The sequence below is a fragment of the Nocardia sp. NPDC051981 genome, from assembly GCF_040680715.1.
Lineage (GTDB): Bacteria > Actinomycetota > Actinomycetes > Mycobacteriales > Mycobacteriaceae > Nocardia.
This window is the reverse complement of the sequence record NZ_JBFAXK010000002.1, coordinates 80,269-106,202: the sequence shown is the minus strand read 5'-3', so window position 1 is coordinate 106,202 and position 25,934 is coordinate 80,269. Positions and strand designations below refer to the sequence as shown.

Sequence of the window (25,934 nt, the reverse complement as noted above, 5' to 3'; positions counted from 1 at the left end):
TGATGCGTGCGCGCTCATGCCGATGAGCGTGCGTTCAACTGGAGGTTCTTCCTGTGTTTCGAGTGCTCACGCAATAGCCGCCCGATGACCTCCATTTCGATAAGTGTCCCCTCGATCCCCGGACCGAACAGTTGGTCAGCGAGGCAACGTGATTCGGCCGGCGAGAGCGATCGCGCAGCGCGGAGGGCCTTCATCGCCGACGCTGTCACGACACTGCCTTTCTCGACCTGAATCACCGTCATACCATTCGCTCCAATGAGCGCGCCACGCATGTCGGATGGCACCGGATCGATACCACATTCCCACCAGCTGCTTCCGCAATTCGGGCACTGACTCGGTAGTAGGCTGCTTCGCCCTTCGGGCAACATGGCGATTACATCGGAAGATCAACCAGCAGAGGCCGTCCGGCCGCCGGTAGCGCACTTATGCCGATTCAGCAGTTGCGGTCAACCGTTTGTGACGTCGCGCCGACTCGACTTGCCTAACCATTGAGCACGTCCGCGATCTCGAGGAGACTCGCAGGCGGGGTGTGTGACTTTAGGCCTTTTGGCGAATCTGACAGTGATCAGCCATGATTCGTCGGGTAAGTCTCTCCATACGTTGACAGGGAAATGCTTGATGAAGTTCATGGGTAAGGCCGTCGTCGGGGTCGCGGCGGTGGGCCTTGCGGCCGGGTCGGCGATCGGTGCTGGTACGGCGAATGCGGCCGATCTCCACGGTGCGATCGCGTTCAGTGTCGAGAACTGGAGCTACGGCACCAGTGTCAATGCGGGCAGCCGCGGCGAGGCGATCGACGAGGCGATGGCCAACTGCAGTTACGGCGGCATCTCCGACTGCGCCGTTCTTGTGGCCTGGTCGGACGGCTGTGGCGCACTCGTGTACCGGAACGACGCTGGAGACGACGTCGCGGTAGGCAGCGGCGCCGGCCGCGACCGGGCGTCCGCGCTCCGCGAGGCCTATTCCAGTCTCTCCCGAGTCTATCCGCGGGCCATGCTGGCCAATGTCGGTTCCGCGGACCTGTCGGCGACGGCGATTAACGATGTAATCTGCACCGCCAACGCATGATTCGCGGGTGGCACCGCCGAAACCTCGGTGCCGGACCTGACAGTGACTGTGCCCCGCCTGGTAATTCGGTTGGGGGCACAGTGGTTTCTCGATCGAACCGCAGCCTCTCGAGACGGCGTCGCACGGCATTGTGGTGTAGACCAGGATCTTCAGGCCTGCCGGGGCTGCCTTGTCACCGCGAACGCACGCTATTGCCGCATCCCGCGCTGACCGAACCGGCTACAACGGGCGGGCGAAGCTCAACCGGCCGCGCCGATCCGAGGCCGGGCCGAACGCACCGGCGCTCCCTCGACAATTCGTCTTCTTCGGTATCTGGTCGGCGAACTGGCCTGCGGCGCGCCGCAGCCGGTGAACGTCACCGCCGCCCAGCGCTACACCACCGACGGGACCACCGGCCTCTTCGAGGGCACCACGCCCAGAGCCGACTCTGTGGAAGCCGCTCCCGGCGTCCAGGCGCTCGCGGCGCATGAAGAAGCCACTATGACGCGCATGCGAAGCGCAGGGACATATTGAAGTACAGGCTTTTCAATTTGAACGCGCGGGGCCTCACTACGCGGTTACCGTCGGAGCGGCACTCAGGTGCCGGTAACGACTACTCCAACGGGAAAGTACAGATGAGGCAAATGAGTTGGGCCGCCGTCACGGTGGCCATGCTGGCGATACCGGTCGTCGCGGCGGCATCGGCGTCGGCCACGGTCGACAATGTGAATCTGACACAGGTCGACACCGGCATCGGCGGATGTGAAGGGGCAGGCAATACCTGCACGATATTGGTGACCACCAGCGGCGCGGACGCCCTGGCACCGGTCACGGTCACCTTGGACGGGCAGAACGTCGGCACCTTCACCCCGCAAGCCGGATCCACGGCCGGCACCGGGATCATCCAGTACGTCTATCGCTCGAAGCTTCCCGAAGGCGTCTACAGCCTCACCGCCACGCAGGGCTCGTCGACCAAGTCCATGACGGTGCAGAACTGCGGCAGCCAGCCGACCGGCAGCTCCAGCGCCTCGGCCCAGTGCACCGGAAACGATATTCTCGGCGCTCTGATGATGCCGCTGATCATCCTCACCGGCTCCGGGCACACGCAACTCTGACCGACCAGTTGGGACAATGGGTCGGTGGACGGTATGGAGTGCAGTGGTCGACGCCCCTCCGGACACACAAAGTGAATCGAACGCCGTTACGCAGCAATGGTTTTTGGCCTATCGGCGAGGTCGATCTTCTTCATCGACTCCAGTGCGCACGCAAATGGCACTAACGGCCGGTCATCGCAACACCTGCGATGACCGGCCGCTTCCTGTGGCTCTAGCTGAAACCGGCCAGCGCGGTCCTGTGGAAGATCAACGGCCCGAGACAACTCGGGCCGTTCCTGTGTCCGCACATGCCGATTATGGGGCGGCTCGGACCGGCGGGGCGCAGTCGGCCGAAGGCGCCATCATGCCGGTTAGGGGCTCCCAAGCCGATGAACGGCAACGACATCGCGGTGACCAACGCCAGGAACAGCAGCGGACGCCGCCCGGAATCGAGCTCATAACCCATCGCACCAGCTTGCCGCACAACTAAATCGCTGCCGGCGCAGGACACCAGGGCAACGCCGCTACATCCGCTGCTGCCGCATACCGAGCTGACCGAACCGGCCAGGGCGGGGCATCGGAAAATCAACTGGCCGTGCCGATCCGAGGCTGGCGGAACGTCGGCAACTACCGATAACAGGCTCAAGCCCTGCTTCAACGCCGAATTCTGATGCCTCGAGACGTTGTGAGAGGCTCCGGAACTGACCGGGGCCGCCCGGGGGAACAGGAGTGGGTATGCCCAGCTATGAAATCGACGGAGTTATACCGGTTGTAGCCGCCGACGCGTTCGTGCACCCGTCAGCGGTGCTGATCGGAGATGTCGTGGTCGAAAGCGGCTGCTACATCGGCCCGGTGGCCAGCATCCGAGGCGACTTCGGCCCGATCGTCATCGGTGCGGGATCCAATGTTCAGGATGGCTGTGTGCTGCATACGTTTCCGGGGCGAGAGTTGTTGCTGGAGACCGAATCCCACATCGGGCACGGTGCGGTACTGCACGGTTGCGTCATCGAGTCGGGGGCGATGGTCGGCATGAACGCAGTCGTGATGGATGGCGCACGGGTGGGAGCACGCGCGCTCGTGGGCGCCGGAAGCATGGTTCGGGCGGACACGACGATCCCCGCAGAGCATCTCGCGGTCGGTAACCCGGTCACCGAGACCCGGCCGTTGGATGAGCAGACGTTGCGGTGGAAAGCCAACGGCGTGAAGGTCTATCAGGAATTGGCCAAGAGGTCGTTGGCTTCGATGCGGGAGACCACACCGCTGGCCGAGATTCCGATCAACCGGCCGCGCCTCAGCACCGGCCGCGACGTATCGACTCCCTTGCACGAATTGCGCCGCAGTGGTGGCAGTAGCTAGTCGTCGAGAAAGGTTGCCGGGGAGCGGCGGCGACGGTCTACGGTGACCGAGAAGACATCGGGGCGGGAGTAGTGCCCGTGTTGTTCGCGGCGGTCCTAGCCGCGGGTGCCATCGGTCAGGCAACAGCAATGTGGCTCGGCCTCACGGTGTTCTTCGCAATTCTGATCGGCGGAATCATGTTCGAGAACCGCGTCATTCGTCGCAAGCTGAGGTGGCCGACTCCGACCCGGCCAAGCACGACCGCTCGGACGATCAACCCGCGGAGCGCCGTACGGCCCGCCAACAGTGCGCGCTACTGGCTCCCACTCGTGGGGTCAACCCGGTGGGTGGGTCGGGCTGTCTCTGGATACCGTGATGTCGTCAGTGGGGACGGTCGGGGTGTACGAGGCCGTGTTGGTGGGCGTAGACGACGGCGTGGATGCGGTCGCGCACACCGAGTTTGGCGAGGACCCGGGAGACGTGGGTTTTGACCGTTTCCTCGCCGACGCCCAGGGCGGCGGCGATCTCGCTGTTGCTGCGGGCATCTGCCACCAGTAGGAGTACCTCACGTTCGCGGGCCGTGAGTTGTGCCAGCTCCGGTGGCTCGACCGGCGGGGCGATGCCGGTCAGCAGGCGGGTGGCCAGGCGGCGTGTCATGGATGGATCGATGACGGCGTCGCCGCGTACGGCCACCCGGATGGCGGCCACGAGTTCCTCGGGCGGAAGGCTTTTCAGCAGGAAGCCACTGGCCCCGGCCGACAGCGCGCGGTGCAGGTTGGCCTCGCTGTCGTAGGTGGTGAGCACGAGCACCCGGGTGCCGCCCGCCGCCACGATGGCGGCGGTGGCGGCCAGCCCGTCCAGTTTCGGCATGCGCACATCCAGGATCGCCACGTCCGGATGGGTGCGGGCGGCCGCCTCGATGGCGGCGCGGCCGTCGCCCACCTCGGCCACGCACTCCAGATCCGGGTGCGCGTCCACCACCGCGCGCAGACCGGAACGGAACACTGTGTGGTCGTCGGCGATCAGGATGGTGATGCTCATGCGGCTCCGATCGGCAGTGCGGTCCCCATGTGCATCATGCGGACCCGATGGGCACGGAAACCCGGATGACCCAACGGGTTCCGGACGGGTCGGCACCGTAGGCGACGGTGCCGTCGAACAGTTCGACCCGGCGGCGGATCCCGTCCAGGCCGCGCGACACCCCGGCGTTACTCTCCAGGGCCGCAATGGGATTCGTCTCGCGCAACTCCACCGCGCCCGGGAGATAACCGATCTCCAGCGCGGCCGCATCACGCCCGTGCCGCAGCGCATTGGTCAGCAGCTCCTGGACCACCCGGTAGAGCATGACGTCCAGCGACTCCGGCAGCACCGGCGGCGCACCCGAAACCGTCACGTGCACAGTCAATCCTGCGTCCTGCACCCGCTGCACCAGATCCTCGATATCGGCCAGGCCGGGCTGCCGCTCCCCCTCGTCGTCGCGGCCGTGCAGCAGATCCAGCTGCCGGCGCAGATCCACCATGGCGGCGCGGCTGCTCGACTCCACCGCGGACACCGACCGCGCCGCCGCCTCGGTATCGGTGCGGGACAGCGCTATTCGCGCCACCCCGGCATGAATACCGATGGCGCTCACATGATGCGAGATGACGTCGTGCAGATCCCGGGCGATGGCCTCGCGCTCATCGGCCAGCGCCCGGTCCAGCGCCGCCCGCTGCTCCTGCTGCCGCAGGCTCTCCCGCTGCTCCAGCTCCGCGATATAGGCCCCGCGCGCCGCGGTGTACCGGCCCACCAGCCAGGGCACCACGCCCGCGCCGAGCGCGAAGATCGCCAGCCGGATCGGATTGTTGACGCTCGCGATGGCCGCCACCAGGTTCACCGTCAGCGAGCCGCCGGCCAGCAGCAGCACGGTCAGCACCGAGCTGAGCCCGCTCAGCCACGCACCCGCCTGATACCCCGCGACCAGGAAGCCGACATCGAAAACCCGTGCGGTGATGCCGTAGTGGTGGGCGAACAGCGCCACCGCCACCTTCACCACCACCTGCGCCACCGCCACCGCGGCCGCCGTCGAGGCGGGCGCGGCCAGCGCCAGATCCGCGGCCACCGTGGCCAGCGTCAGGATCGCGGCCAGCGCGGGCGCGGCGCCGAAGGCCCCGCACATCACCATCTGGGCCCCATCCAGCGCCGCCGCGACGGCGGCCACCAGCAGCGACTGCCGGGCCAGCGACCTGGTCACATCCATGGCCGCACGGTACCCCGGGGACCAGCCGTCCCCCGTGTGGGGGACGCGGAATCCCCCGTCGGCGCGACGATCCGCGCGCGCCGCCGAACTAGCGTCGAGCACATGCCAGCAGCCCGACCGCCCCGCCCAGGAGCACGCCCGTGAATGCCGACCTGTTCATCTACGCCCTGCCGGCGTTCGCGCTGCTCATGTTGATCGAATGGATCGACAACCGGCGCGACCCGGACCGCCCGGCCAATGGCATCGACCGCCGCGACACCACCTCGAACATCGCCACCTTCGTGCTCGGTCGTATTGCCAAACCGATTCTGGCGCAGTTGATTCCGTTCTCCGGCGTGGTGCTGGCCGCGCACTTCACCCCGCTGCACCTGTCACCGGCGCACTGGTGGGCGTGGGTGCTGGGCCTGATCGTCACCGACTTCTGCTACTACTGGGCACACCGCGCCGACCACCGGGTGCGGCTGCTGTGGACCTCGCACAGCGTCCACCACTCCAGCCGGTTCTTCAACTTCTCCACCGCCATCCGGCTGCCCTGGGCGCATCCGGCCGCCAATATCGTGCGCGGCCTGTGCTGGGTGCCCGCGGCACTGCTGGGCTTCCCGGCCTGGATGGTGTTCGCCCTGCAGTCGCTGGGGCTGCTCTACCAGTTCCCGATCCACACCCAGCGCGTGAAAACCCTGTGGCGGCCCCTCGAATTCGTGTTCAACACCCCGGCCCACCACCGTGTGCACCACGGCTCCAACCAGCCGTATCTGGACACCAATTACGGTGGCATCCTGATCATCTGGGATCGCCTGTTCGGCAGCTTCGCCGCGGAAACCGAACCGATTCGCTACGGGTTGACCAAGGACATCGAAACCGACAATCCGATCAAGGTCAATTACACCGAACTCGTCGATCTCGTCCGTGATGTCCGGACTGCTCGAACCTGGCGCGGCCGTCTCGGATATATCTTCTGCCCGCCCGGGTGGCAGGAGAATGCCGCCATCCCCGACCTCGAAAAGGTCTCGGCCGCGGTCTAGTCCAATACGAAAAGGGGCGCTTCGTCTTACGACGAAGCGCCCCTTTCGTTGCTCGGTGAGTGGCTACGCCACACCCTCCGCGCGAGCCGCGTCGCCGACGGCCTCGGCGACGGCCGGCGCGACCCGCGGGTCCAGCGGGCTCGGGATGATCTTGTCCGCGGACAGCTCACCGGCCACCACGTTGAAGATCGCCTCGGCCGCGGCCACCTTCATGCCCTCGGTGATCCGCCGCGCGCCGGCATCCAGCGCGCCCTTGAAGACGCCCGGGAAGGCCAGCACATTGTTGATCTGGTTCGGGAAGTCGCTGCGGCCGGTGGCCACGATGGCGGCGTACTTCTTGGCCACCTCGGGGTGGATCTCCGGGTCCGGGTTCGACATGGCGAACACGATGGACTCGGGAGCCATCGACGCGATGAGCTCCTCGGCGATGGTGCCCGCCGACAGGCCAAGGAACACGTCCGCGCCCGCCAGCGCCTCGGCCGCGCCGCCGGTGAGGCCGCGCGGGTTGGTGCGCTGCGCCAGTTCGGCCTTGACGCTGTTGAGGTCGCCGCGATCCCGGCTCACGATGCCCTTGGAGTCGAGCACGACGATGTCGGAAACCCCGGCGGCCAGCAGGATGTCGGTGCACGCCACACCGGCCGCGCCGGCGCCGGACACCACGACCTTCAGACCGGACATGTCGCGGCCCTGCACCGCGGCCGCACCCTTGAGGGCGGCCAGCACCACGATGGCGGTGCCGTGCTGGTCGTCGTGCATGACCGGGCAGTCGAGGGCCTCGACGACGCGCTTCTCGATCTCGAAGCAGCGCGGCGCGGAGATGTCCTCCAGGTTGACCGCGCCGAAGCTCGGGCGCAGGCGGATCAGGGTCTCGACGATCTCGTCGACGTCCTTGGTGTCCAGCACGATCGGGATCGAGTCCAGACCGGCGAACTTCTTGAACAGCGCCGCCTTGCCCTCCATCACCGGCAGCGAGGCGCGCGGGCCGATGTCGCCCAGGCCCAGCACGGCGGTGCCGTCGGAGACGACCACGACCAGGCGCTCGGCCCAGGTGTAGGTCTTGGCCAGACTCTCGTCCTTGTGAATGCCGCGGCAGACCTGCGCCACGCCCGGGGTGTAGGCGATGGACAGATCACGCTGGGTGTCGAGCGGAGCGGTGAGTTCGACCGAGAGCTTGCCGCCAAGGTGCCCGGCGAAAATTTCTTCCGTGGTGATGTCGGACAGGTTCGCCCCATTGGACGCGGGGGCCTCGGTGGCATTCACTGCTTCAGTCACGGGTGACACGATTTCACTCCTGATCGGTTCGGACTCAACCGTTTGACGGTTACCGTTCGGTAATAGCGGAATTTGTGGTTTCGGTGCTCATATATCTTTTGCCGCAGCCGCGTTCAGCGACGTCGACATCACTTCCGAGCCACTTCGTGGAAACCTTGCCACCTCATCGTGGCGACGCATACAAAGTATTACGGCATTGCGAGAAGTGTGTCGCGGCAGCGCAGATCGTCGAGCGAGAACCGGAGGGGTGTGTCCGGGCGATACAGCCGGGGTGACCTCGTGTGAACCCGCGAGTCGGGGTCCGTGATCACCGAGTGTCCCGGGCCGGGCGGTGGCTGCGGCCGGGATCGGCCCATTCTGCCAGTAGCTGCGACAGCCTGCCAAATCGCCCCCGGGTCCGTCGCGTCGCCTCACCATCGTTGAAGGGTAAGGCAGTCGAATCACGCCGAGATGAACAGGAACTCGCTGGTCGGAACCTGAACTCGGAGAACTGTCACAACGCGGCCGCGGCGGCTGTGAGCTGTCAAGCGGGGGTTGCACCCACCGCCGTGAGGTCCGGGCGGACCCAGACACTGCCGAGACCCCCGGAGAGCAACCGTACGCGCCAGTCGTTTCCGGCGCCCGGATGGTCGGTGCGGCGATGCATGCCGCGGGTCTCGGTGCGGGCCAGGGCGGAGTACTTGGTCCAGCGGGCGACGGCCAGCAGCGCGGCCGCCTGCCGGGCGGGCAGGCGATCGGGTCCCTTTCCGCCGAGCGCCAATTCGACGCCGGGCCACATGCCGTCCAGTTCGCCGATGCTGTCGCGCAGGCTGCCGTCGCTGCGCCAGTAGCTGCGCCGCAGCGGCAGCGTGTGCTCCTGGACCAGACCGACCACCGCGCGCGGATCGAGGCGCGCCCGATCGCCCAGGCCCGCGCCCGGCACCGGGCGCGCCTTGCCGAGCTTGCGACGGCCCACGGCGAAATCGGCCGCACCCGCGCCCGCCCAGACGCCCGAGGAGATGGCCCACGCGCCGTTCTGGCCGCCGAACCCGCTGACCGCCCCGGTGATGGGCTCCCGGGTGGTGACGTCGCCCGCGCCGTAGAGGCCGGGAACCGTGGTCGCGCAGTCGGGTCCGGTCAGCCGCAGCCCGCCGGTGCCGCGCACCGTGCCCTGCAGCACCGCGCACAGCGGCACCTGACCGGTCAGGCTGGGCCCGTGCCGCAGCAGCTCCGTGCGCACCGCCTCGGGCAGTTCGTCCAGTGCGGCGTAGACCCGCCGCCCGTCGGCGATGGCCGCGAAAGCCTGTGCCCGCGAACCGCATCCCTGCCCCCACAGCACCGCCCGCGACTCGTCGTAGAGCGTGGCGAAGTGCATGACCTGGTCGGAGGCGAATACCGCGGCCACCGGGCGGCCGCCCAGCAGACGCGAATCGGCCACCGGGGTCAGCGAATACGCATTGGAGAACTCCATGCCGGACAGTTCGGCCCCCGCCTCGGCCCCCATCAGCAGCCCGTCACCGGTGTCCACATCGGTGCCAGCGCCACCGGAGAGGAAGGCACAGCCGCCGGTGGCCAGCACCACCGCGCGCGCCCGGACGGTCCAGCCGCGGAACTCGCCACCCTGCGTCACACCCGCCGCGCCGGACACGACGCCGTCACGGTCGGTGATGAGCTGGAGTGCGGGATGGTGGTCGAGGATGCGGATTCCCGCGATCACCATGCTGCGCCGCAGCCGGCCCAGATACTTCGCGCCGTCGAGATAGACCCGCGCCGGGCGCTCGGCGTGTTCACCCCGGAACCGGAAGCCGCCGGTCACCAGCTGGCCGACACGCCGATGGGTCTCCTCCAGCACCCGGTACATCCACTCCGGGTCGCCCAGCCCGCCGCCGTGCGCGAAGTTCTGCCGCACGGCCTCCTCCCGAGCCGGACCGGAGGGAATGTTCCACAGCGTGACCCCGCCCCGCGCCGTCGGGCCGCTGCTGCCGCAACGGCTCTTGTCGGCGACCAATACCCGTGCGCCCGCAGCGGCAGCGGCCAGCGCGGCCCAGGCTCCGGCCGGGCCACCTCCCAGCACCAGCACATCGGCGTCGAATTCGGTCATAACGACAAATGTTCGACGACGGTTCACTCACTCGCAACCGTTATGGGTATTTCAATTCCACCACTGCGCCCAGAGCAGATATCCGGCTATCACGAAAACGACCAAACATCCGAAAAAAGCCGCAAAACCCCGATGTCTATCCGCATAAATTTGGGCGGCCAGCACGGCTGCCGCCGCGGTCACATGCCATGCCACCGCCGCCCATCCGGGGCCCGGAAAACCACGCCGAGCACCGATGATCGCGGTGATGGCGACCGTGGCCGCCAGCACCAGCGTGCCCCCCGCGACGACTCCGCTCAGGCCCCGGACCACTCTCATGCGGTGATCACCGGGACCCCGCTCGCTTTGCCCACGATTTCCTCGAATTGCGTTGGGTCGGTGGTGAATTCGCCGAGCCGAATGGTCTTGTTGGCGCCGTGGTAATCCGAGGAGCCGGTCGTCAGCAAACCCAGCTCGGCGGCCAGCCGGCGCAGCACCTCGCGGTCGTCCGCACTGTGGTCGGGGTGATCGAGTTCCAGGCCGCCCAGCCCGAACTCCGTCATCTCGCGAATGTGGTCCAGCGCCAGCAGCCGCCCGCGCTTGCGAGCCCGGGCGTGCGCCACCACGCTGACGCCGCCGGCCGAGGCCACCATTTCGACGGCCCGCCGCAGCGGCGTGTCGGCCTTCTCGACGTAGTAGCGGCCGTGTGGGGCCAGCAGATCGTGGAACGCGGCGTCCACGCTCGGCACCACCCCGGCCTGCACCAGCGCCCGGGCCAGATGCGGGCGACCCGCAGACGGGCCCACCGACGCCATGACCGCGTCCGGATCGATGGGCAGGCCGTCGGCGGCCATCTGCTCGGCCATGGCCCGCAGCCGCACCACCCGCTCGGCACGCAACCGCTCACGCTCCTGCGCGAAGGACTCGTCCTCGGGGTCGAACAGGTAGGCCAGCAGGTGCACCGGCACCGGATAGCCGTCCTCCCCCAGCCCGACACACGACATCTCCATGCCGCGCACCAGCGTCAGGCCCGGAGGGAGCGCGGCGGCGGCCTCGGCCCAGCCGGAGGTGGTGTCGTGGTCGGTCAGGGCCACGACGTCGAGACCGGCAGCGGCGGCGTTCGCGATCAGTTCGGCCGGGGTGTCCGTGCCGTCGGACGCGTTGGAATGGGTGTGGAGATCGATGCGCACGCCCCCTATATTGCCTGCGGCCCGAACCGTCGCCAGGGGGCGGGACGATTAGCATCCTTGATGTGTCCTCGATACCGCCGCTGCCGTCGTTCCACTGGCCCGGGCGGTCCGGCGAGCCGCGAGACCCCGCCAAGATGCCTGTCCATCACGGCCGGATCGTCGACTGCGCGGTCTACGTCGAGGGGGTGCGGCTGTTCGAGCACAGCTCCTACAAGAACGCGCTGGCCGAAGTGCGCGAACGCCACGAAGGATTCGTCTGGCTCGGACTGCTCGAACCCGGCAAGGAACTCATGGCCGATATCGCGCAGACCTTCGGCCTGCACGAACTCGCCGTCGAGGACGCGGTCAAGGCGCAGCAGCGGCCCAAACTCGAACGCTACGACGACATCCTGTTCCTGGTGCTGCGCACGGTGCGCTACGTCGAGCACGAGCTCAGCACGGTCAGCGAGATCGTCGACACCGGCGAGATCATGGTGTTCGCGGGACCCGATTTCGTAATCAGCGTCCGCCACGGTGAGCACACCGAATTGAGCGGTGTGCGCAAGGATCTCGAAGCCGACCCGCGCCAGCTCGCGCTGGGGCCCGGCGCGGTCCTGCACGCGGTGGCCGACCGCGTGGTCGACTCCTATGTGGAGGTCACGGCGGCGATCGAGGAGGATGTGGACGCCATCGAGGAGGCCGTCTTCACCCCTGCGAACAAGCTCCAGATCGACGCCATCTACCAGCTGAAACGTGAAGTGGTGGAACTACGCCGGGCCGTCAAGCCGCTCGGGATGCCGCTGCAGGTGCTCACCCACGACACCACCCTGCCGCTGCCCAAGGAGATCCGCCGCTACCTGCGCGATGTGACCGACCACCACACCGCGGTCACCGAGCAGATCATCGATTTCAACGAATCCCTCAGCGCCCTCATCAACGCCGCGCTGGCCAAGGTGAGCATTCAGCAGAACACCGATATGCGCAAGATCTCCGCCTACGCCGCCATGGCCGCCGTGCCGACCATGATCGCGGGCGTCTACGGCATGAATTTCGAACACATGCCGGAACTCTCGTGGACCTACGGATACCCCATCGTGATCGCGGTGATGGTCGGCCTGTGCGCCCTGCTGTACGCGAATTTCCATCGCAACAACTGGCTTTGAGCACCGAACGCCACCAGCGGCTTTGCCGGCCGCCTCGACGCGCCCGCCGCCGGGTTGCTATGAATTCGGCTGTGTTCGTGATGAGGACTGCGCCGGTCCGCGGCCGGATGGCTTGGTGGACAGCAATATTCGGGCTTCTCCTGGCCGTGCCGGTGCCCGCCGCGGCCGGCCCGGCAACCGACTCCTACGTCGACGCCCTCGCCGATGCCGCACCAGCACCCACCCTGCGGTGGACCGACTGTGATTCCGGATTCTCCTGTGCGACAGCGCGAGTGCCACTGGACTACGAGCATCCCGAGGCGCGATCGATCGACCTGGCCGTGATCAAACTCCCCGCCGCCGACCCGGCCCGGCGGATCGGCACGCTCTTCGTCAACTTCGGCGGCCCCGGCCGGTCCGGGGTGCAGCGGCTGCGGGAACGGGCGCACTGGTCGTGGCTGTTCTCCGACGAGCTGCGCGCCCGCTTCGATCTGGTGTCCTGGGATACCCGCGGCAGCGCGAACAGCGCGCCGGTGCACTGCTTTCCGGACGCGACCGCGCAGCAGCTGTTCTTCGCCACCTATCCCCCGATGCCGGGCACGCCCGACACGGAGCCGCCGTTCTTCGCGGCCGCGAAGACGCTGGCGGACAACTGCGGACAGCGCGCCGCCGACCTGCTGCCGCACCTGTCGACCGAGAACACCGCCCGGGATCTGGATCTGCTGCGCCGGGCCGTCGGCGACGACAAGCTGACGTACCACGGCATTTCGTACGGCACCTACCTCGGCGCGTTGTACGCCAACATGTTTCCCGGCCGGGTCCGCGCCCTCGCGCTGGATGGCTCGATGGACTTCCGCGGCAACGCCCTCGGTCTCGACGACGCCGCCGCCGACCAGCCCATCGACACCCGCCAGGACGTGGCCACCGGAATCGCGGGCGCGTTCGACGCCATGCTCGACGCCTGTGTGGCGGCCGGGACCGAATGCGCCTTCTCCCAGGGAGATCCGCGGGACAAATGGCAGCGGATTCTGGAACGGGTACGGCGCGAACCGATCTCGTGGGACGGCAAACGCTACGACTACGGCACCGTGGTGGCCGCGGCGGGCCAGCTGTCCAATCCGGCCGGCTGGCCGCAGGTCGCCGCCACCCTGCAACTTCTCTACGACCTGCGCGACACACCGTATCGGCCGACCGATGTGCTCGCCGAGACCGCGGCCCTGGTGCGGCAGGTGGCCGACATCGGCACGGGCAGCTCGCAGGGCCTGGGCGGCACCGGCGCCAACACCTACGACGACAACTACACCGAGGCCTTCCACGGCGTCCAGTGCGCCGACAGCCGGGTGCCGCGCGACGAGCGGCGCTACAGCGCCCTCGCGATCAGTGAGGACCAGCGGGTGCCCGTCTTCGGCCGGCTCGGCGTCCTGGACGCACTGACCTGCGCCTACTGGCCGCAGACCGCCGTGCACCCCTACTCCGGACCGTGGAATCGGCCGACCGCCCCGATCCTGGTGATCAACAGTCGCAATGATCCCGCGACACCGCTGGCCGGAGCCGCCGCCGGCGCGGCGGAACTGTCGGACGCGCGCCTATTGGTGGTGGAGGGAGCCGGTCACAGCAGCATGTACGTGCACAGCACCTGCTCCGAGGCCGCGAAACGCGACTATCTCATCGCGGGAACGCTTCCGGCCGACGGCGCGACCTGTCCGATCGACGGCAACCCGTTCGATTAGAGCGAAGCGGCGGTCGATCAGAGCGACGCGGCGGCCCGGGCGGGATCGCGCACATCGATTCCCGCCTCGGCCCAGGCGTCGCGCAACGCCGCCGCGCCGCGAATCCGCACCCATGCCGCCTCCGTCGCGGTGATCGGCGCGATCGTCAGGAACCGCACGGGCTCAGCGGGTTCCGGCAGCTCCACCTCCGGGATGTCGCTCGCGTCCAGCAGCACCGCGGTGAACGGCGCGTTGGTCCACAACGGTTCTCCCAGATCGAGCAGCGCATCCGCCTGCAGCACAACACCTTCCACCGCGGGCGCCGCCACCAGCACGCCCAGCGTGCGGGTCAGCCCCGAACCCGCGCCCGCACCACCGCGCAGCGTCAGCACCAGCTCCGCGCGCGGCCCGCGCACGGGATCGGCCAGCGCCGCGGCCGGATCCGTCATCGGATGCCGGGAACCGCCCAGCGTGGCGTAGTGCACGAACTCACCGTCCGGGATGCGCAGGATGTCGATGGGCTCCAAACCCAGGAACGTCACCGACGCCGCGTCCGCGGACTCCACCTCGAAATGACCGAGCACCGCGGCCCGGACCTGATCCAGTACCTCCATGGACCTAGATGGCCAGCCTGGCGAGCATGTCGCGCGCCTGCTCGGCGGTCTTCGGGTCGCACAGCACGTCGTAGCGACCGGCCACCAGCTGCATGGTGGAGGCGAAGTCGCGCTGGCCCCGGGTGGCCGCGTACGGGATGGACGCGGAGATGAGGCCGAAGATGATGCCGCCGACCAGGCCGACCACCAGCGGGCCGATGGCCCCGCCGGAGGTGAACATGCTCAGCAACAGACCCAGGAACAAGCCCAGCCAGGCGCCCGAAACCATGCCGCCGCCAATGACCTTGCCCCAGGTCAGCCGGTACAGCACCCGCTCGACCTGCATGAGGTCGACGCCGACGATGGTCACGCCCTCCACCGGGAACTGGTTGTCGGCCAGGTAGTCGACCGCCCGCTGCGCCTCGGCATAGGTCGGGTAGGAGCCGACCGGCCAGCCCGACGGTGGCGTCGGCAGGCCGGGACGGCCCCGGCTCGGATTCCCCATGGGATTCGTCATGACTCCATCATGCTATTTCGCATCGACGGACGCCGATTCGCCGTGCCCCGATTCACAGAGCAGACGTGGTTCGCGCCATTCCGGCCGCCCTGCCCTTGTCAGCGATCACCTGGGCCATCTTCGCGCTGGCCTCGTCGATCATCTCGTCGCCGAGCATCACCGCGCCCCGCGCGCCGCCCTCGGCCGAGGTGTGGAACGCGTAGGCGTCGAGGATCTCCTCGGCCCGGTCATAGTCGGCCTGGCGCGGGCTGAAGATCTCGTTGCAGGCGGTGATCTGATCCGGGTGCAGCACCCACTTGCCGTCGAAACCCAGTGCGGCCGTGCGGGATGCGTTGCGGCGGAAGCCGTCGATATCGCGAACCGCCAGGTAGGGGCCGTCGATGGCCTGCAGGCCGTGGGCGCGGGCCGCCAGCAGGATCGTCATATAGATGTGGTGGTAGGCGTCACCCGGCTCATAGCCCTCGGGCTGCTCGCCCACCACCAGGGTGCGCATATTGATCGAGGCCATGAAGTCGGCGGGCCCGAACACCAGGGTCTGCACCCGCGGGCTCGCGGTGGCGATGGCGTCGATATTGCGCAGCCCGAGCGCGTTCTCGATCTGCGGTTCGATCCCGATCCGCCCGACCGGCAGCCCGTTGGCCTTCTCCAGCTGGGTCAGCAGCAGGTCCAGGGCCTGCACCTGCCCGGCGTCGGTGACCTTCGGCAGCAGGATGGCGTCCAGCTCCGAGCCCGCGCCCTCCACCACCGTGATGACATCGGCATAGGTGTGCTCGGTGGTCCAATCGTTGACCCGCACAACGCGGATCTGGGCGCCCCAGCCACCGGAGTTGAGGGCCGCCACGATGTTCGCCCGCGCGGCCTCCTTCGCCGCCGGCGCGACCGCGTCCTCGAGATCCAGGAACACCTCATCAGCGGACAGTCCCTTGGCCTTCTCGATCATGCGCGGGTTGCTGCCGGGGACGGCGAGCACCGATCGGCGCGATGTCATGGCTCACTCCTTCACGTGGCGCGACATTTAGGACGCGTTTGACCCACTAGCCTTACCAAACATGGCAGCGACGAAGGTTTTCGCCGCCCGGTTGGCGGGCTTGGTGGTACTGGGACCGGACGGCGAGTCTATCGGCCGCCTCCGCGACATCGTGATCTCGATACGTTATGACCGCCAGCAACCCCGAGTCCTGGGCGTTCTCGTCGAATTGCCCACCCGGAAGCGGATTTTCGTGCCCATGCTGCGGGTGCAGACCATCGACCCCGGCGCGATCACCCTCACCACCGGCACCATCAGCGTGCGCCGCTTCGAGCAGCGGCCCGGCGAGCTGCTGGCCATCGCGCAGATTCTCGACTCCACGGTCCGCGTCTCCGACCCCGAGCTGCCACAGCTGGCGAGCACGGACGTGGTGGTGGTCGACCTCGGTATCGAGCAGGGCCGCACCCGCGACTGGGTGGTGTCCCGGGTCGCCGTGCGCGAACGCCGCCGCCTCGGCGTGGGCTTCGGCCGGCGCGGCGCGGTGCACGTGGTCGACTGGGCACAGGTGCGCGGCCTTACCCAGACCGAGCTGAACCTGCCCGGCCAGGATGTCACCCAGCTGCTCGGGCAGTTCGAGGGCATGCGACCCGCCGACGTCGCGCACATGCTGCGCGAACTGCCGCTCAAGCGCCGCATCGAGGTGGCGGCCGCCTTCGACGACGAGCGGCTGGCCGACGTGGTCCAGGAGCTGCCCGAGAACGACCAGGTGGAACTGCTCGAGCAGCTCGGTGTGGAACGCGCGGCCGACCTGCTCGAGGCCATGGACCCCGACGACGCCGCCGACCTGCTGGGCGAGCTGCCCGAGGGCGAGGCGGAATCGCTGCTGGCGCTGATGGATCCGGAGGACTCCGAACCGGTGCGCCGCCTGCTCGAGCACGCTCCCTACACCGCCGGTGGTCTGATGACGCCCGACGCGATCGTCATCACCGCCTCGACCACGGTCGCCGAGGCGCTGGCCCGCATCCGCGATCCCGAGCTGACCCCGGCCCTGGCGTCGATGGCCTTCGTGGTGCGTCCGCCCACGGCCACCCCGACCGGCCGCTACCTGGGCTGCGTGCACTTCCAGCAGCTGCTGCGGGAACCGCCCGCGAACCTGGTCGGCGGCATCGTCGACACCGATCTGGTGCAGCTGCGGCCCGATGCCCCGCTCACCGCCGTGACCCGCTACTTCGCCACCTACAACCTGGTGTGCGGGCCGGTGGTGGACACGGAGAATCATCTCTTGGGAGCCGTCACCGTCGATGACGTGCTCGACCACCTGCTGCCCGAGGACTGGCGCGAACAGGACGAAGACCATCACGATGCGCACGGCATGCCCGTGATCGAGGGGACGGGAGGCCGCGCATGAGCGAACGGCTCGAAAAACTCAGCGCCCGCCAGCGTTTGGAGACTCCGGTCCAGAGCCGCTTCCGCGGCCTCGACTGGGATCCCGAGGCGATGGCCCGTTCCAGCGAGAAGGTGGCCCGCTTCCTGGGCACCGGCCGCTACCTGGTGATCCAGACCGTCATCGTGGTGGTGTGGATCCTGCTCAATGTGTTCGCGCTGCGGCTGCAGTGGGACCCGTATCCGTTCATCCTGTTGAATCTGGCGTTCTCCACCCAGGCTGCCTACGCCGCGCCGCTGATCCTGCTGGCGCAGAACCGCCAGGACAATCGCGACCGGGTCTCGCTCGAGGAGGACCGGTCACGAGCGGCCCAGACGAAAGCCGACACCGAATTCCTGGCGCGTGAGCTCGCCGCGCTGCGCCTGGCCGTGGGCGAGGTCGCCACGCGCGACTACGTGCGCCGGGAACTGGACGACATCAAGGAATCCCTGGTCAGGTTGGAGAAACTGACAGTCGGCGACGAGCTCGCGAAGCCCAAGAAAGCAAAGAAAGGTACCGATCGGAAGCCTGATGAGGTCGCAATTTCGCCACAAAAAGATGGCGACTGACCACCGAAGTTGTTCCGATCTAGCTGACTCATGGGTAACCTGGATCACGTTGTTCCGAGCGACCGACCCAGACACAGCCGCTGTATGAGTGTCACCACGGGGCACCGGCCGCACGACTGAGGGGATTGTGTGGTGGCGATGAGAATTTCTGCTCCGGTAACAGCGTCGGCACTGTTGATCGCGGGCCTGGTCACCGCCGGTTCTGCCACCAATACGACCGTCCACACGGTGGCCCCGCAGGCCACGCCGGAGGCATTGCTGGCAGCCGCCTCCACGCACAACGCGAGCGTGAACGGTCCCGCCGACACCCCCTCTGATCAGACCGTCGGCCTGGTTCCGGCGGCTCCGGAGGCCCCCCGCAAACTCAGCGCAATGACCCCGCCCGCCGACGGCTCGCCACTCTTCGGCGGCACCGTGCCGCTGCAGGACATCGCGCTGCCGGGCGGCAGTGGCGTGCTGGGCATTCCGGAGATCGTGCTGGCCGCCTACCGCAATGCCGAACTGGCGCTGCAGTCTTCGGATCCCAACTGCCATCTGCCCTGGTACCTGCTGGCCGGCATCGGCCGCATCGAGTCCAACCACGCCAACAACGGCCACACCGACGCCGCCGGCACCACGGTCTCGCCCATCTACGGCCCGGCCCTGGACGGGACACTGCCCGGCAACGAGATCATCAAGGCCAGCGACGGCAGTTTCGTGCGGGCCATCGGCCCCATGCAGTTCCTGCCCAGCACCTGGTCGGTGTACGCCGCCAATGGAAAGGGCAGCGGCACACCGGATCCCAACAATGTCTTCGACGCCGCGCTGGCGGCGGGCAAGTACCTGTGCTCGGGCGGCATGGATCTGGCCGATCCGCAGCAGCAGCTCAGGGCCGTGCTGCGCTACAACAATTCGGTGTCGTACGCGGCCAACGTACTCAGCTGGGCCAACGCCTACCGGACCGGCGGCGCCCCGCAGCAGGTGAGCATCTCGCCGGATCTGGTACCCAACAACTACGTTCCGGTCAACGGCCCCGATATCTCGGTGGCCTCCACCACGATTCCGGCCACCGAGGCGCCCGGCACCACGCAGCAGTCCACCACCACGCCGACGCCGACCCAGGTGATGATCACCATCCCGGGCCTGCCGCCGATCCCGTGCGGGATCTTCTGCCCGGCTCCGCTGGTGCCCGCGAATCCCTGTGAGCAGGTGATGGTTCCGGCGCAGCAGCCGGATCAGAAGGCCGACAAGGTCCCCGGCGACCCGGCCACCGATGACAAGACCAAGCCCGAGGACGCCGCCAAGCCCGAGAACGGCAAGCCGGCCGAGCAGCAGTTCGGACCCGACGGCAAGCCGGTGGTCAAGGATCAGCCCGCCGTCACCACCTGCAACACCCAGACGGGTCAGCTGGGCCAGAAGCCGCAGGATCAGCCGCAGCAGGCCGTCCAGCAACCGCAGGACCAGCAAACGGTCACGCCCTCCGGGACACCCGAACCCGGGGCCGGGGTCCCGGCCGAAACCACTCCGGACGCCCCCACGACCACCGCCCCGGCCCCCGGCATCACGCTGCCGTTCGGCATCACGATTCCGCTTCCGGCGCCGGCCCCCGCGCCCGCCCCGTAACGAGTGTGTGATTCGCGAGTTACGGCGCGCCGCTCCGGAACTCGCGTCTGACTTGCATTTCCTTCAAATCATGAGAGTTGGTCACGAAGGGGTAACAGGAAGGTCTCGGATAAGGTAACGTGACCTTCGTTGCATCACCCCGGTATCAACCGATGGCAATGGAGGGTCACCACACAGTGGGTCGTCACCGCAAACCCCCGGTCCCGAAAGTTCGCCGTGGATCGGTCATCGCATTGACCGGGCTCGTGCCCGCCGGACTGGCCACAGTTACCGGAGCCGGCGACGGGAACATCGCCGACAAGCTCGCGGCTACCGTCCAGCACCAGCTGTCGAACGACAGCGAGGAACAACTACCCACACCCGAGGCAGCCGTAATACCGGCCGCCGCACCGGAACCGCTGCTGCACGAGGCCAAACAGGTTGCGCCCGTTGGTCCTCCGGAGGTCAAGTCCGTCGCGCAGCCGGACGGCCGGGTGCCGTCGGCGCGCGCCGCCGGGCCGCTCGGCATGCCGGGCGTCGCGCAGGACGCCTACGAGAACGCGGAACGCATTCTCGCCGTGGAGAATCCGACCTGCAATATGCCGTGGAACCTGCTGGCCGGCATCGGCCGGGTCGAATCCACCCACGGCTACGGCAAAATCGACGACAACGGCTATCCGCTCGAATCCGTCTACGGCCCGATCCTGGACGGCAGGCTGGCCGGGAACAACGTGGTCGCGACCTCAGACGGCGGCGACCTGGACGGCTTGTCCGGCAGCTACCGCCGCGCCGTGGGCCCCATGCAGTTCCTGCCCGAGACCTGGCGCAAGTACGCGGCCGACGGCAATGGCGACGGCGTCGCCGATCCGCAGAACATGTACGACGCCGCGCTCACCGCCGGCAAGTACCTCTGCTCGGGCGGCCTCGACATGCGTGATCCGGGCCAGCAGACCCGGGCCATCCTGCGCTACAACAACTCCATGGCCTACGTCGCGAACGTCATGGCGTGGGAGACCGCGTACGGCTCGGGGATCTCCCCGGCGGCCGCCGCGCTGCCTCGCATCTAGACCACACCACCCACGCGTCCGACCATGCCCTGTACACCCGCCCCGGGTATAACCGGAGGGCGAAAACGGCACGGTCGACGGCGCTCCTAGACTTGGGCGCATGCCAGTGGTTATGGAATCGGATGTGCGGGTCGCGCTCGCGAAGGTGATCGACCCGGAGATCCGGAAGCCGATCACCGAGCTGGGCATGGTGAAGAGCGTCGAGGTCGGCGCGGATAGCGGTGTCCACGTTGTGATCTACCTGACGACATCGGCCTGCCCGATGAAATCCGCCATCCAGGAACGGGTCACGAAGGCCGTCGCCGACGTGGCCGGAGTGGGCGCCATCACGGTCGAGCTGGACGTCATGAGCGACGAGCAGCGCACCGAACTGCGCCGCAAGCTGCGCGGTGATGCCGCGGAACCGGTCATCCCCTTCGCCCAGCCCGGTTCGCTCACCCGCGTCTACGCGGTCGCCTCCGGCAAGGGCGGCGTCGGAAAGTCCTCGGTCACCGTCAATCTCGCCGCCGCCATGGCCGCCAAGGGCCTCTCGGTGGGTGTGCTCGACGCCGACATCTACGGCCACAGCGTGCCCCGCATGCTGGGCACCGAGCAGCGGCCCACCCAGGTCGAGCGCATGATCCTGCCGCCCATCGCGCACGACGTGAAGGTCATCTCGATCTCCATGTTCACCAAGGGCAACACCCCCGTGGTGTGGCGCGGCCCGATGCTGCACCGCGCGCTGCAGCAGTTCCTGGCCGACGTCTTCTGGGGCGACCTCGACATCCTGCTGCTGGACCTGCCGCCCGGCACCGGCGACGTCGCCATCTCGCTGGCCCAGCTCATTCCGAACGCGGAGATCCTGGTCGTGACGACCCCGCAGCTGGCCGCCGCCGAGGTCGCCGAGCGCGCAGGCTCCATCGCCCTGCAGACCCGCCAGCGCATCGCCGGTGTCATCGAGAACATGTCCTGGCTCGATCTGCCCGACGGCACCCGCATGGAGCTCTACGGCGCCGGCGGCGGCCAGACCGTGGCCGACAACCTGACGCGCGCCATCGGCGCGAATGTCCCGCTGCTGGGCCAGATCCCGATCGAGCAGCAGTTGCGCGAGGCCGGCGACGAGGGCACCCCCATCGTGCTGCGCGCCCCGGAGAGCTCGTCGGGCAAGGCCCTGCTCGACATCGCCGACAAACTGTCCGTCCGCCGACGCGGCCTGGCCGGCATGTCCCTCTCCATCGACACCACCCGCCACCTGTAGCAATCACGATCGGGGAGCTCTCAGCCCGGAATTCGCCCGAATCCCGCGCCGAGAGCTCCCTGACTTTGTTCTCCCTTTGGGGGAGTGCGGAATTCGAGGGCGCGTTTCCGCCAGGGGTACGGGCGGACTGCACTGCGGGCGGGCCCTAAGCTCGGGGCATGCTCACGATGCTGCTGTACGTGCTGATCGTCGGATTGGTCGCCGCGCTGCTGTTCCTGGTGGCCAGCGCGATCTTCGGGCGGTCGGAGGAGCTCGGGCCGCTGCCGGAGGGGACGACCGTCACGGTGCTACCCGCGGCGGGGATCAGCGGCTGCGATGTGCGGGCGCTGCGCTTCCAGCAGGTGTTCCGGGGGTACAAGGCGGGCGAGGTGGACTGGGCCCTGACCCGGCTCGCCGCACGCATCGACGAACTGGAGGGCGAACTCGCCCGCGCGACCGGAGCGGAGGCCGCGGCGGAACCGACGGCCGAGCCCGGCGCCGATTCGCAGTCCGGGCCGAGCGAAGCAGCGGTCCCCCAGATGCCCCCGGCCGAACCGGCCGTCCCGGCGGAGCACGGCGAAGAGCCCGGCGCACGATGACCGCGGACGCGAGCACCGACGGACTGATTCGGTGCGGATGGGCGGAAGGCTCCCAGCTTTATCGGGATTACCACGATCAGGAGTGGGGACGACCGCTGCACGGCGATGACGCGCTATTCGAACGAATGTGCCTCGAGGCGTTTCAGTCGGGGTTGGCGTGGATCACGATTTTGCGGAAGCGGCCCGCCTTCCGGACCGCATTCCAGGGCTTCGCGATCGAACGGGTGGCGGGGTTCGGGGATGCCGATGTGGAACGCCTCATGGCGGATCCCAGCATTGTTCGCAATCGGGCCAAAATACTGGCGAGCGTCCACAATGCGCGGGTTGCCCGCGATCTCGGCGAGAGCCTGGACGCCCTGCTCTGGTCCTTTGCCCCGATCCCGCGCAAGCGCCCGCGGAGCATGTCCGACGTGCCCGCTGTCACCACCGAAAGCACCGCTCTCGCAAAAGAACTCAAGCGACGCGGGTTCAAATTCGTGGGACCCACGACCGCATACGCACTCATGCAGGCGACGGGGATGGTAGACGATCACATCGCCGATTGCTGGGTGAATGTCGGTACTCGCTGAACGCCACGACGGTCGGTTTTTGGAACTCAGGTACCCGCCTCGATCCGCGATAGGGAAGAATGGGCATGGTGTAGCCCGCCACATGCCGGCGGGCTGCCTGGTTGGTGACAACTGGAGTTCCATGAAAGTGCGCAGCAGACCGCGCAGATCTGGAGGGAGCAGAGGATGGCGGCCATGAAGCCCCGCACCGGGGACGGTCCCCTCGAGGCAACCAAGGAAGGGCGTGGAATCGTGATGCGGGTTCCACTCGAGGGTGGCGGGCGTCTGGTCGTCGAGCTCACGCCGGATGAAGCCGCGGCGCTCGGTGACGAACTCGTCAAAGTCACCAGCTGATCGATCGACTCGCCGGTGCCGGTGAGCCCAACTCCCGGGACTCTCAGGGGCTTCGCCCCCGAACCCCCTCGAGAATCCCGGGGGGCTCCCAGGCTTACCGGTACCACGGTGAACAACAACTCATATCCCCCCATAGTCGGCACTGCCGAGCCCTCCCCCGCGGAACGGCTCCTGGCCTGCGCCGACCTGCTGGCCTGCCCGCAGTGCGGCCTGCCCCTCACGGCTCCCGTCGCCGACCCCGCGGCCGGCGACCCGCCCGCCCGAACCCTGCGCTGCCCGCACGGCCACAGCTTCGACCTGGCCAAGCAGGGCTACATCAGCCTCCTCACCGGCGCGTCCACCAAAATGACCGGCGACACTCCGGCGATGCTCGACGCCCGCACCGCCTTTCAAGCCGCAGGGCATTTCGCCCCGATCGCCGCCGCCCTGGCCGAGACCGTCGCAGCGGCCCTCCCCCACCGCGACGCCACCTCCCGCCCCGTAACCGATTCCGACACAGCAGTATTCGGAGCGGACTCGCCCACGGCTGCCACCTCGCCCACGCACCTACCCGCAGCCCAGCAACGCGGTGGCACCGCCGACCCGGCGAGCTCCCACATTCCACGCGAACCCGGCCCAGCCACGCCGACCCGGCATCGACGCCTCCGCCCCGGAATCCTCACACCCGGAATGACCGCCACGTCGGCCTCCGCAGCACGGCTCGCCACCACCCTCCTGTCCGAAGGCGGGACCCCCGCACCCGAATCCCATCGGGCTGCGGAGAGCGCAAGCCGTGGGAAGGCGCACGCCGCGCCTCGGGAGTCCGCCCTCGACCGGCCCGCGACGGCGGCGGAGAATCCGTCGGCCGGCCCGAATTCGGCCGTGCGTGAGGGCACTACGGGCGGCCCGGCACTGCTCGAGATCGGGGCGGGGACAGGGTATTACTTGGCGGCCGTATTGGATGCCGTGCCGGAGGGTCGGGGAGTTGCCCTGGATGTGTCGAAGGCGGCGGCGCGGCGGGCGGCTCGGGCGCATGCGCGGGGCGGGTCGGTGCTGGCCGATGCGTGGCGGGGGCTGCCGGTGCGGGATGGCGTGATGGGGGCGGTGGTGTCGGTGTTCGCGCCGCGGAATGCGGACGAGGTGGCGCGGGTACTGGGGGACGAGGGGCGGTTCGTGGTGGTGACGCCGACCTCGCGGCATCTGGGTGAGCTGATCGAGCCGCTCGGAATGGTGAGTGTGGATGCGGCCAAGGCGGATCGGCTCGCCGAATCGCTCGGGGAGCGGTTCGAACTGGTGGGACACGATGCGGTCGAGTACACGATGGAGCTCTCGCACGAGGATGTGGCGAACGTGGCGGCCATGGGGCCGTCGGCGTTTCATGCGGCCGAGGGGCGGGCGGAACGGATTGCGGCCCTGCCTGTTCCGATGCCCGTGACCGCGTCGGTCACGATCTCGGTGTATCGCCCACGCTGAGCCCGAGCGGTTCCGGAGGTTTCGGGCGGTTCGGGAGCAGGTCGAGGAGGTTGTGGACCAGCGGGCGGTCGTCGTCCGCCCGGGTGGCGATGTAAATCGTTGTGGCGGCGTCGGTTTCGGCGAGGGGGATGATGCGGACCGAGTCGGGGGCGGTGAAGGTGGCGCTGCGTGGGGCGATGGTGACGCCGAGGCCCGCGGCGACCAGGTAGAGGATGATGGTCCAGTTGGTGGCCTCCTGGACGATGCGAGGGGGGCGGCCGGATTCCAGGAGCGGCGCGAGGTTCTTCTCGTAGGCGAGTCCGCCCGCGGCGCGCGGGAAGAAGACCAGCGGGTTCTCGGCGAGTTCGGCGCCGGTGAGGGTGGCGCGTCCGGCGTCGGGGTGGTCGGCGGAGAGGATCGCCACGAACGGCTCGGTCATGAGGGGGACGGTGACGGTGCCGGGTTGCTCGTCGGGGTCGCGGACGATGGCCATGTCGAGAGTGCCGTTGGCGAGGCGATCCATCAGGTGGCTGGTGAACCCTTCGACCAGGTCGACCTGCACGAGCGGAAAGCGTTCGCGGAATTCGCGGACCCCGCGCAGTGGTTCGAGCGGCAGCACCGAGGGAACGAAGCCCAGGTAGAGCGTGCCCTGACCGCCCTGGCCGATGCGGGTGACCTCGGCCAGATCGCGTTCGGCGTGGCCGAGCAGGGCGCGGGCGCGCTCGCGCAGCACGATTCCCGCGGCAGTGAGCGCGACGGTGCGCGAGGTCCGGTCGAAGAGCCGGGTTCCGAGCAGGGTTTCCAGGCGCTGGATCTGCTGGGTGAGGGCGGGCTGGGCGATGTGCAGGCGGGCGGCGGCCCGCCCGAAGTGCAGTTCCTCCGCGACCGCCAGGAAGTAGCGCAGGTGCCGCAGCTCCACACCGGGGTTCATAAGTTGATCATATCGATCGCAGCTATCAAGTATTGGACGTTATGGTTCGACGTCCG

General features: G+C 68.3%; 26 protein-coding genes and 2 pseudogenes. 16 read left to right on the top strand and 12 right to left on the bottom strand.

Features of this window, described 5'->3' with window-relative positions; genetic code table 11:
• Positions 1–14: 14 nt before the first annotated feature.
• The gene (locus AB0L60_RS04425) at positions 15–242 is read right to left on the bottom strand and encodes a hypothetical protein (RefSeq protein ID WP_364607112.1); all 228 of its coding nucleotides are present in this window, start codon (positions 240–242) and stop codon (positions 15–17) included.
• 376 nt (positions 243–618) lie between these two features.
• Here AB0L60_RS04425 and AB0L60_RS04420 point away from each other — a divergent pair, with 376 nt between their 5' ends.
• Positions 619–1,065, top strand: coding sequence for a DUF4189 domain-containing protein (locus tag AB0L60_RS04420; RefSeq protein ID WP_354833680.1), 447 nt, complete (start codon positions 619–621; stop codon positions 1,063–1,065).
• Between the two features lie 623 nt (positions 1,066–1,688).
• The gene (locus tag AB0L60_RS04415; protein ID WP_040863499.1) at positions 1,689–2,159 is read left to right on the top strand and encodes a hypothetical protein; all 471 of its coding nucleotides are present in this window, start codon (positions 1,689–1,691) and stop codon (positions 2,157–2,159) included.
• 211 nt (positions 2,160–2,370) lie between these two features.
• Here AB0L60_RS04415 and AB0L60_RS04410 read toward each other — a convergent pair whose 3' ends face one another.
• Positions 2,371–2,796 carry a hypothetical protein gene (locus AB0L60_RS04410; protein ID WP_364607109.1) on the bottom strand — a complete coding sequence of 142 codons (426 nt, stop codon included), beginning with the start codon at positions 2,794–2,796 and terminating at the stop codon, positions 2,371–2,373.
• A 77-nt stretch (positions 2,797–2,873) separates the two neighbouring features.
• Here AB0L60_RS04410 and AB0L60_RS04405 point away from each other — a divergent pair, with 77 nt between their 5' ends.
• A complete protein-coding gene (locus AB0L60_RS04405) occupies positions 2,874–3,494 on the top strand; it encodes a gamma carbonic anhydrase family protein (RefSeq protein WP_364607106.1) in 621 nt (206 codons plus the stop codon).
• Positions 3,495–3,854: 360 nt separating this feature from the next.
• Here AB0L60_RS04405 and AB0L60_RS04400 read toward each other — a convergent pair whose 3' ends face one another.
• Together AB0L60_RS04400 and AB0L60_RS04395 are read right to left on the bottom strand one after the other, a co-directional pair.
• Complete coding sequence (locus AB0L60_RS04400; RefSeq protein WP_364607103.1) at positions 3,855–4,514, bottom strand: response regulator transcription factor; 660 nt, start codon at positions 4,512–4,514, stop codon at positions 3,855–3,857.
• A 34-nt stretch (positions 4,515–4,548) separates the two neighbouring features.
• Complete coding sequence (locus AB0L60_RS04395) at positions 4,549–5,709, bottom strand: histidine kinase (protein ID WP_364607100.1); 1,161 nt, start codon at positions 5,707–5,709, stop codon at positions 4,549–4,551.
• Positions 5,710–5,849: 140 nt separating this feature from the next.
• Here AB0L60_RS04395 and AB0L60_RS04390 point away from each other — a divergent pair, with 140 nt between their 5' ends.
• A complete protein-coding gene (locus tag AB0L60_RS04390) occupies positions 5,850–6,731 on the top strand; it encodes a sterol desaturase family protein (protein ID WP_364607097.1) in 882 nt (293 codons plus the stop codon).
• A 63-nt stretch (positions 6,732–6,794) separates the two neighbouring features.
• On the opposite strand, the gene AB0L60_RS04385 is transcribed toward AB0L60_RS04390, so the two are convergent.
• The 4 genes from AB0L60_RS04385 to AB0L60_RS04370 all read right to left on the bottom strand — a co-directional run bounded on the left by AB0L60_RS04385 (position 6,795) and on the right by AB0L60_RS04370 (position 11,252).
• Positions 6,795–8,003: an NADP-dependent malic enzyme gene (locus AB0L60_RS04385; protein ID WP_364607094.1), complete on the bottom strand. Its 1,209-nt coding sequence runs from the start codon at positions 8,001–8,003 to the stop codon at positions 6,795–6,797.
• A 523-nt stretch (positions 8,004–8,526) separates the two neighbouring features.
• A complete protein-coding gene (locus AB0L60_RS04380; RefSeq protein WP_364607091.1) occupies positions 8,527–10,083 on the bottom strand; it encodes an FAD-binding protein in 1,557 nt (518 codons plus the stop codon).
• A gap of 51 nt (positions 10,084–10,134) precedes the next feature.
• Entirely contained in the window at positions 10,135–10,401 is a 267-nt protein-coding gene (locus AB0L60_RS04375; RefSeq protein ID WP_364607089.1) for a hypothetical protein, read from the bottom strand.
• The gene (locus tag AB0L60_RS04370; RefSeq protein WP_364607087.1) at positions 10,398–11,252 is read right to left on the bottom strand and encodes a PHP domain-containing protein; all 855 of its coding nucleotides are present in this window, start codon (positions 11,250–11,252) and stop codon (positions 10,398–10,400) included. The genes AB0L60_RS04375 and AB0L60_RS04370 overlap by 4 nt, the downstream gene beginning before the upstream one ends.
• Positions 11,253–11,323: 71 nt before the next feature.
• On the opposite strand from AB0L60_RS04370, the gene corA reads away from it, so the two are divergent.
• Positions 11,324–12,394, top strand: a complete 1,071-nt coding sequence (corA, locus tag AB0L60_RS04365) for a magnesium/cobalt transporter CorA (RefSeq protein WP_364608495.1) — start codon at positions 11,324–11,326, stop codon at positions 12,392–12,394.
• Positions 12,395–12,540: 146 nt separating this feature from the next.
• On the top strand, positions 12,541–14,103 hold the full coding sequence (locus tag AB0L60_RS04360) for an alpha/beta hydrolase (protein WP_364607085.1): 1,563 nt from the start codon (positions 12,541–12,543) through the stop codon (positions 14,101–14,103).
• 17 nt (positions 14,104–14,120) lie between these two features.
• On the opposite strand, the gene AB0L60_RS04355 is transcribed toward AB0L60_RS04360, so the two are convergent.
• The 3 genes from AB0L60_RS04355 to AB0L60_RS04345 are packed head-to-tail and all read right to left on the bottom strand — an operon-like array spanning position 14,121 to position 16,180.
• Positions 14,121–14,696, bottom strand: coding sequence for a suppressor of fused domain protein (locus AB0L60_RS04355; RefSeq protein ID WP_364607082.1), 576 nt, complete (start codon positions 14,694–14,696; stop codon positions 14,121–14,123).
• 4 nt (positions 14,697–14,700) lie between these two features.
• Positions 14,701–15,192 (bottom strand): general stress protein, encoded by a 492-nt coding sequence (locus AB0L60_RS04350; RefSeq protein WP_354833658.1) that lies wholly within the window; start codon positions 15,190–15,192, stop codon positions 14,701–14,703.
• A gap of 52 nt (positions 15,193–15,244) precedes the next feature.
• Positions 15,245–16,180, bottom strand: coding sequence for a CoA ester lyase (locus tag AB0L60_RS04345; RefSeq protein WP_364607078.1), 936 nt, complete (start codon positions 16,178–16,180; stop codon positions 15,245–15,247).
• 61 nt (positions 16,181–16,241) lie between these two features.
• Between AB0L60_RS04345 and AB0L60_RS04340 the strand changes: the two genes are divergently transcribed.
• The 10 genes and pseudogenes from AB0L60_RS04340 to AB0L60_RS04295 form a co-directional block, all read left to right on the top strand.
• The gene (locus AB0L60_RS04340; protein WP_364607075.1) at positions 16,242–17,567 is read left to right on the top strand and encodes a CBS domain-containing protein; all 1,326 of its coding nucleotides are present in this window, start codon (positions 16,242–16,244) and stop codon (positions 17,565–17,567) included.
• Positions 17,564–18,151, top strand: a complete 588-nt coding sequence (locus AB0L60_RS04335) for a DUF1003 domain-containing protein (RefSeq protein ID WP_364607072.1) — start codon at positions 17,564–17,566, stop codon at positions 18,149–18,151. The genes AB0L60_RS04340 and AB0L60_RS04335 overlap by 4 nt, the downstream gene beginning before the upstream one ends.
• 138 nt (positions 18,152–18,289) lie before the next feature.
• On the top strand, positions 18,290–19,753 hold the full coding sequence (locus tag AB0L60_RS04330) for a lytic murein transglycosylase (RefSeq protein ID WP_364607069.1): 1,464 nt from the start codon (positions 18,290–18,292) through the stop codon (positions 19,751–19,753).
• 158 nt (positions 19,754–19,911) lie between these two features.
• Positions 19,912–20,799, top strand: coding sequence for a lytic murein transglycosylase (locus AB0L60_RS04325; protein WP_364608492.1), 888 nt, complete (start codon positions 19,912–19,914; stop codon positions 20,797–20,799).
• 100 nt (positions 20,800–20,899) lie between these two features.
• On the top strand, positions 20,900–22,036 hold the full coding sequence (locus tag AB0L60_RS04320; RefSeq protein WP_364607066.1) for a P-loop NTPase: 1,137 nt from the start codon (positions 20,900–20,902) through the stop codon (positions 22,034–22,036).
• Positions 22,037–22,194: 158 nt separating this feature from the next.
• The gene (locus AB0L60_RS04315; RefSeq protein WP_364607063.1) at positions 22,195–22,614 is read left to right on the top strand and encodes a DivIVA domain-containing protein; all 420 of its coding nucleotides are present in this window, start codon (positions 22,195–22,197) and stop codon (positions 22,612–22,614) included.
• Positions 22,611–23,183: a DNA-3-methyladenine glycosylase I gene (locus AB0L60_RS04310; protein ID WP_364607060.1), complete on the top strand. Its 573-nt coding sequence runs from the start codon at positions 22,611–22,613 to the stop codon at positions 23,181–23,183. Before AB0L60_RS04315 ends, AB0L60_RS04310 begins: the two co-directional genes overlap by 4 nt.
• A gap of 165 nt (positions 23,184–23,348) precedes the next feature.
• A complete protein-coding gene (locus AB0L60_RS04305; RefSeq protein ID WP_083869218.1) occupies positions 23,349–23,516 on the top strand; it encodes a DUF3117 domain-containing protein in 168 nt (55 codons plus the stop codon).
• Positions 23,517–23,705: 189 nt separating this feature from the next.
• A pseudogene (locus AB0L60_RS04300) lies at positions 23,706–23,948 on the top strand (putative RNA methyltransferase); the annotation flags it as partial.
• 453 nt (positions 23,949–24,401) lie between these two features.
• Positions 24,402–24,968 (top strand): annotated as a pseudogene (locus AB0L60_RS04295) (methyltransferase domain-containing protein); the annotation flags it as partial.
• On the opposite strand, the gene AB0L60_RS04290 reads toward AB0L60_RS04295, so the two are convergent.
• Entirely contained in the window at positions 24,940–25,878 is a 939-nt protein-coding gene (locus AB0L60_RS04290) for a LysR substrate-binding domain-containing protein (RefSeq protein ID WP_364607056.1), read from the bottom strand. The pseudogene AB0L60_RS04295 and the gene AB0L60_RS04290 overlap by 29 nt on opposite strands.
• Positions 25,879–25,934: the final 56 nt, after the last annotated feature.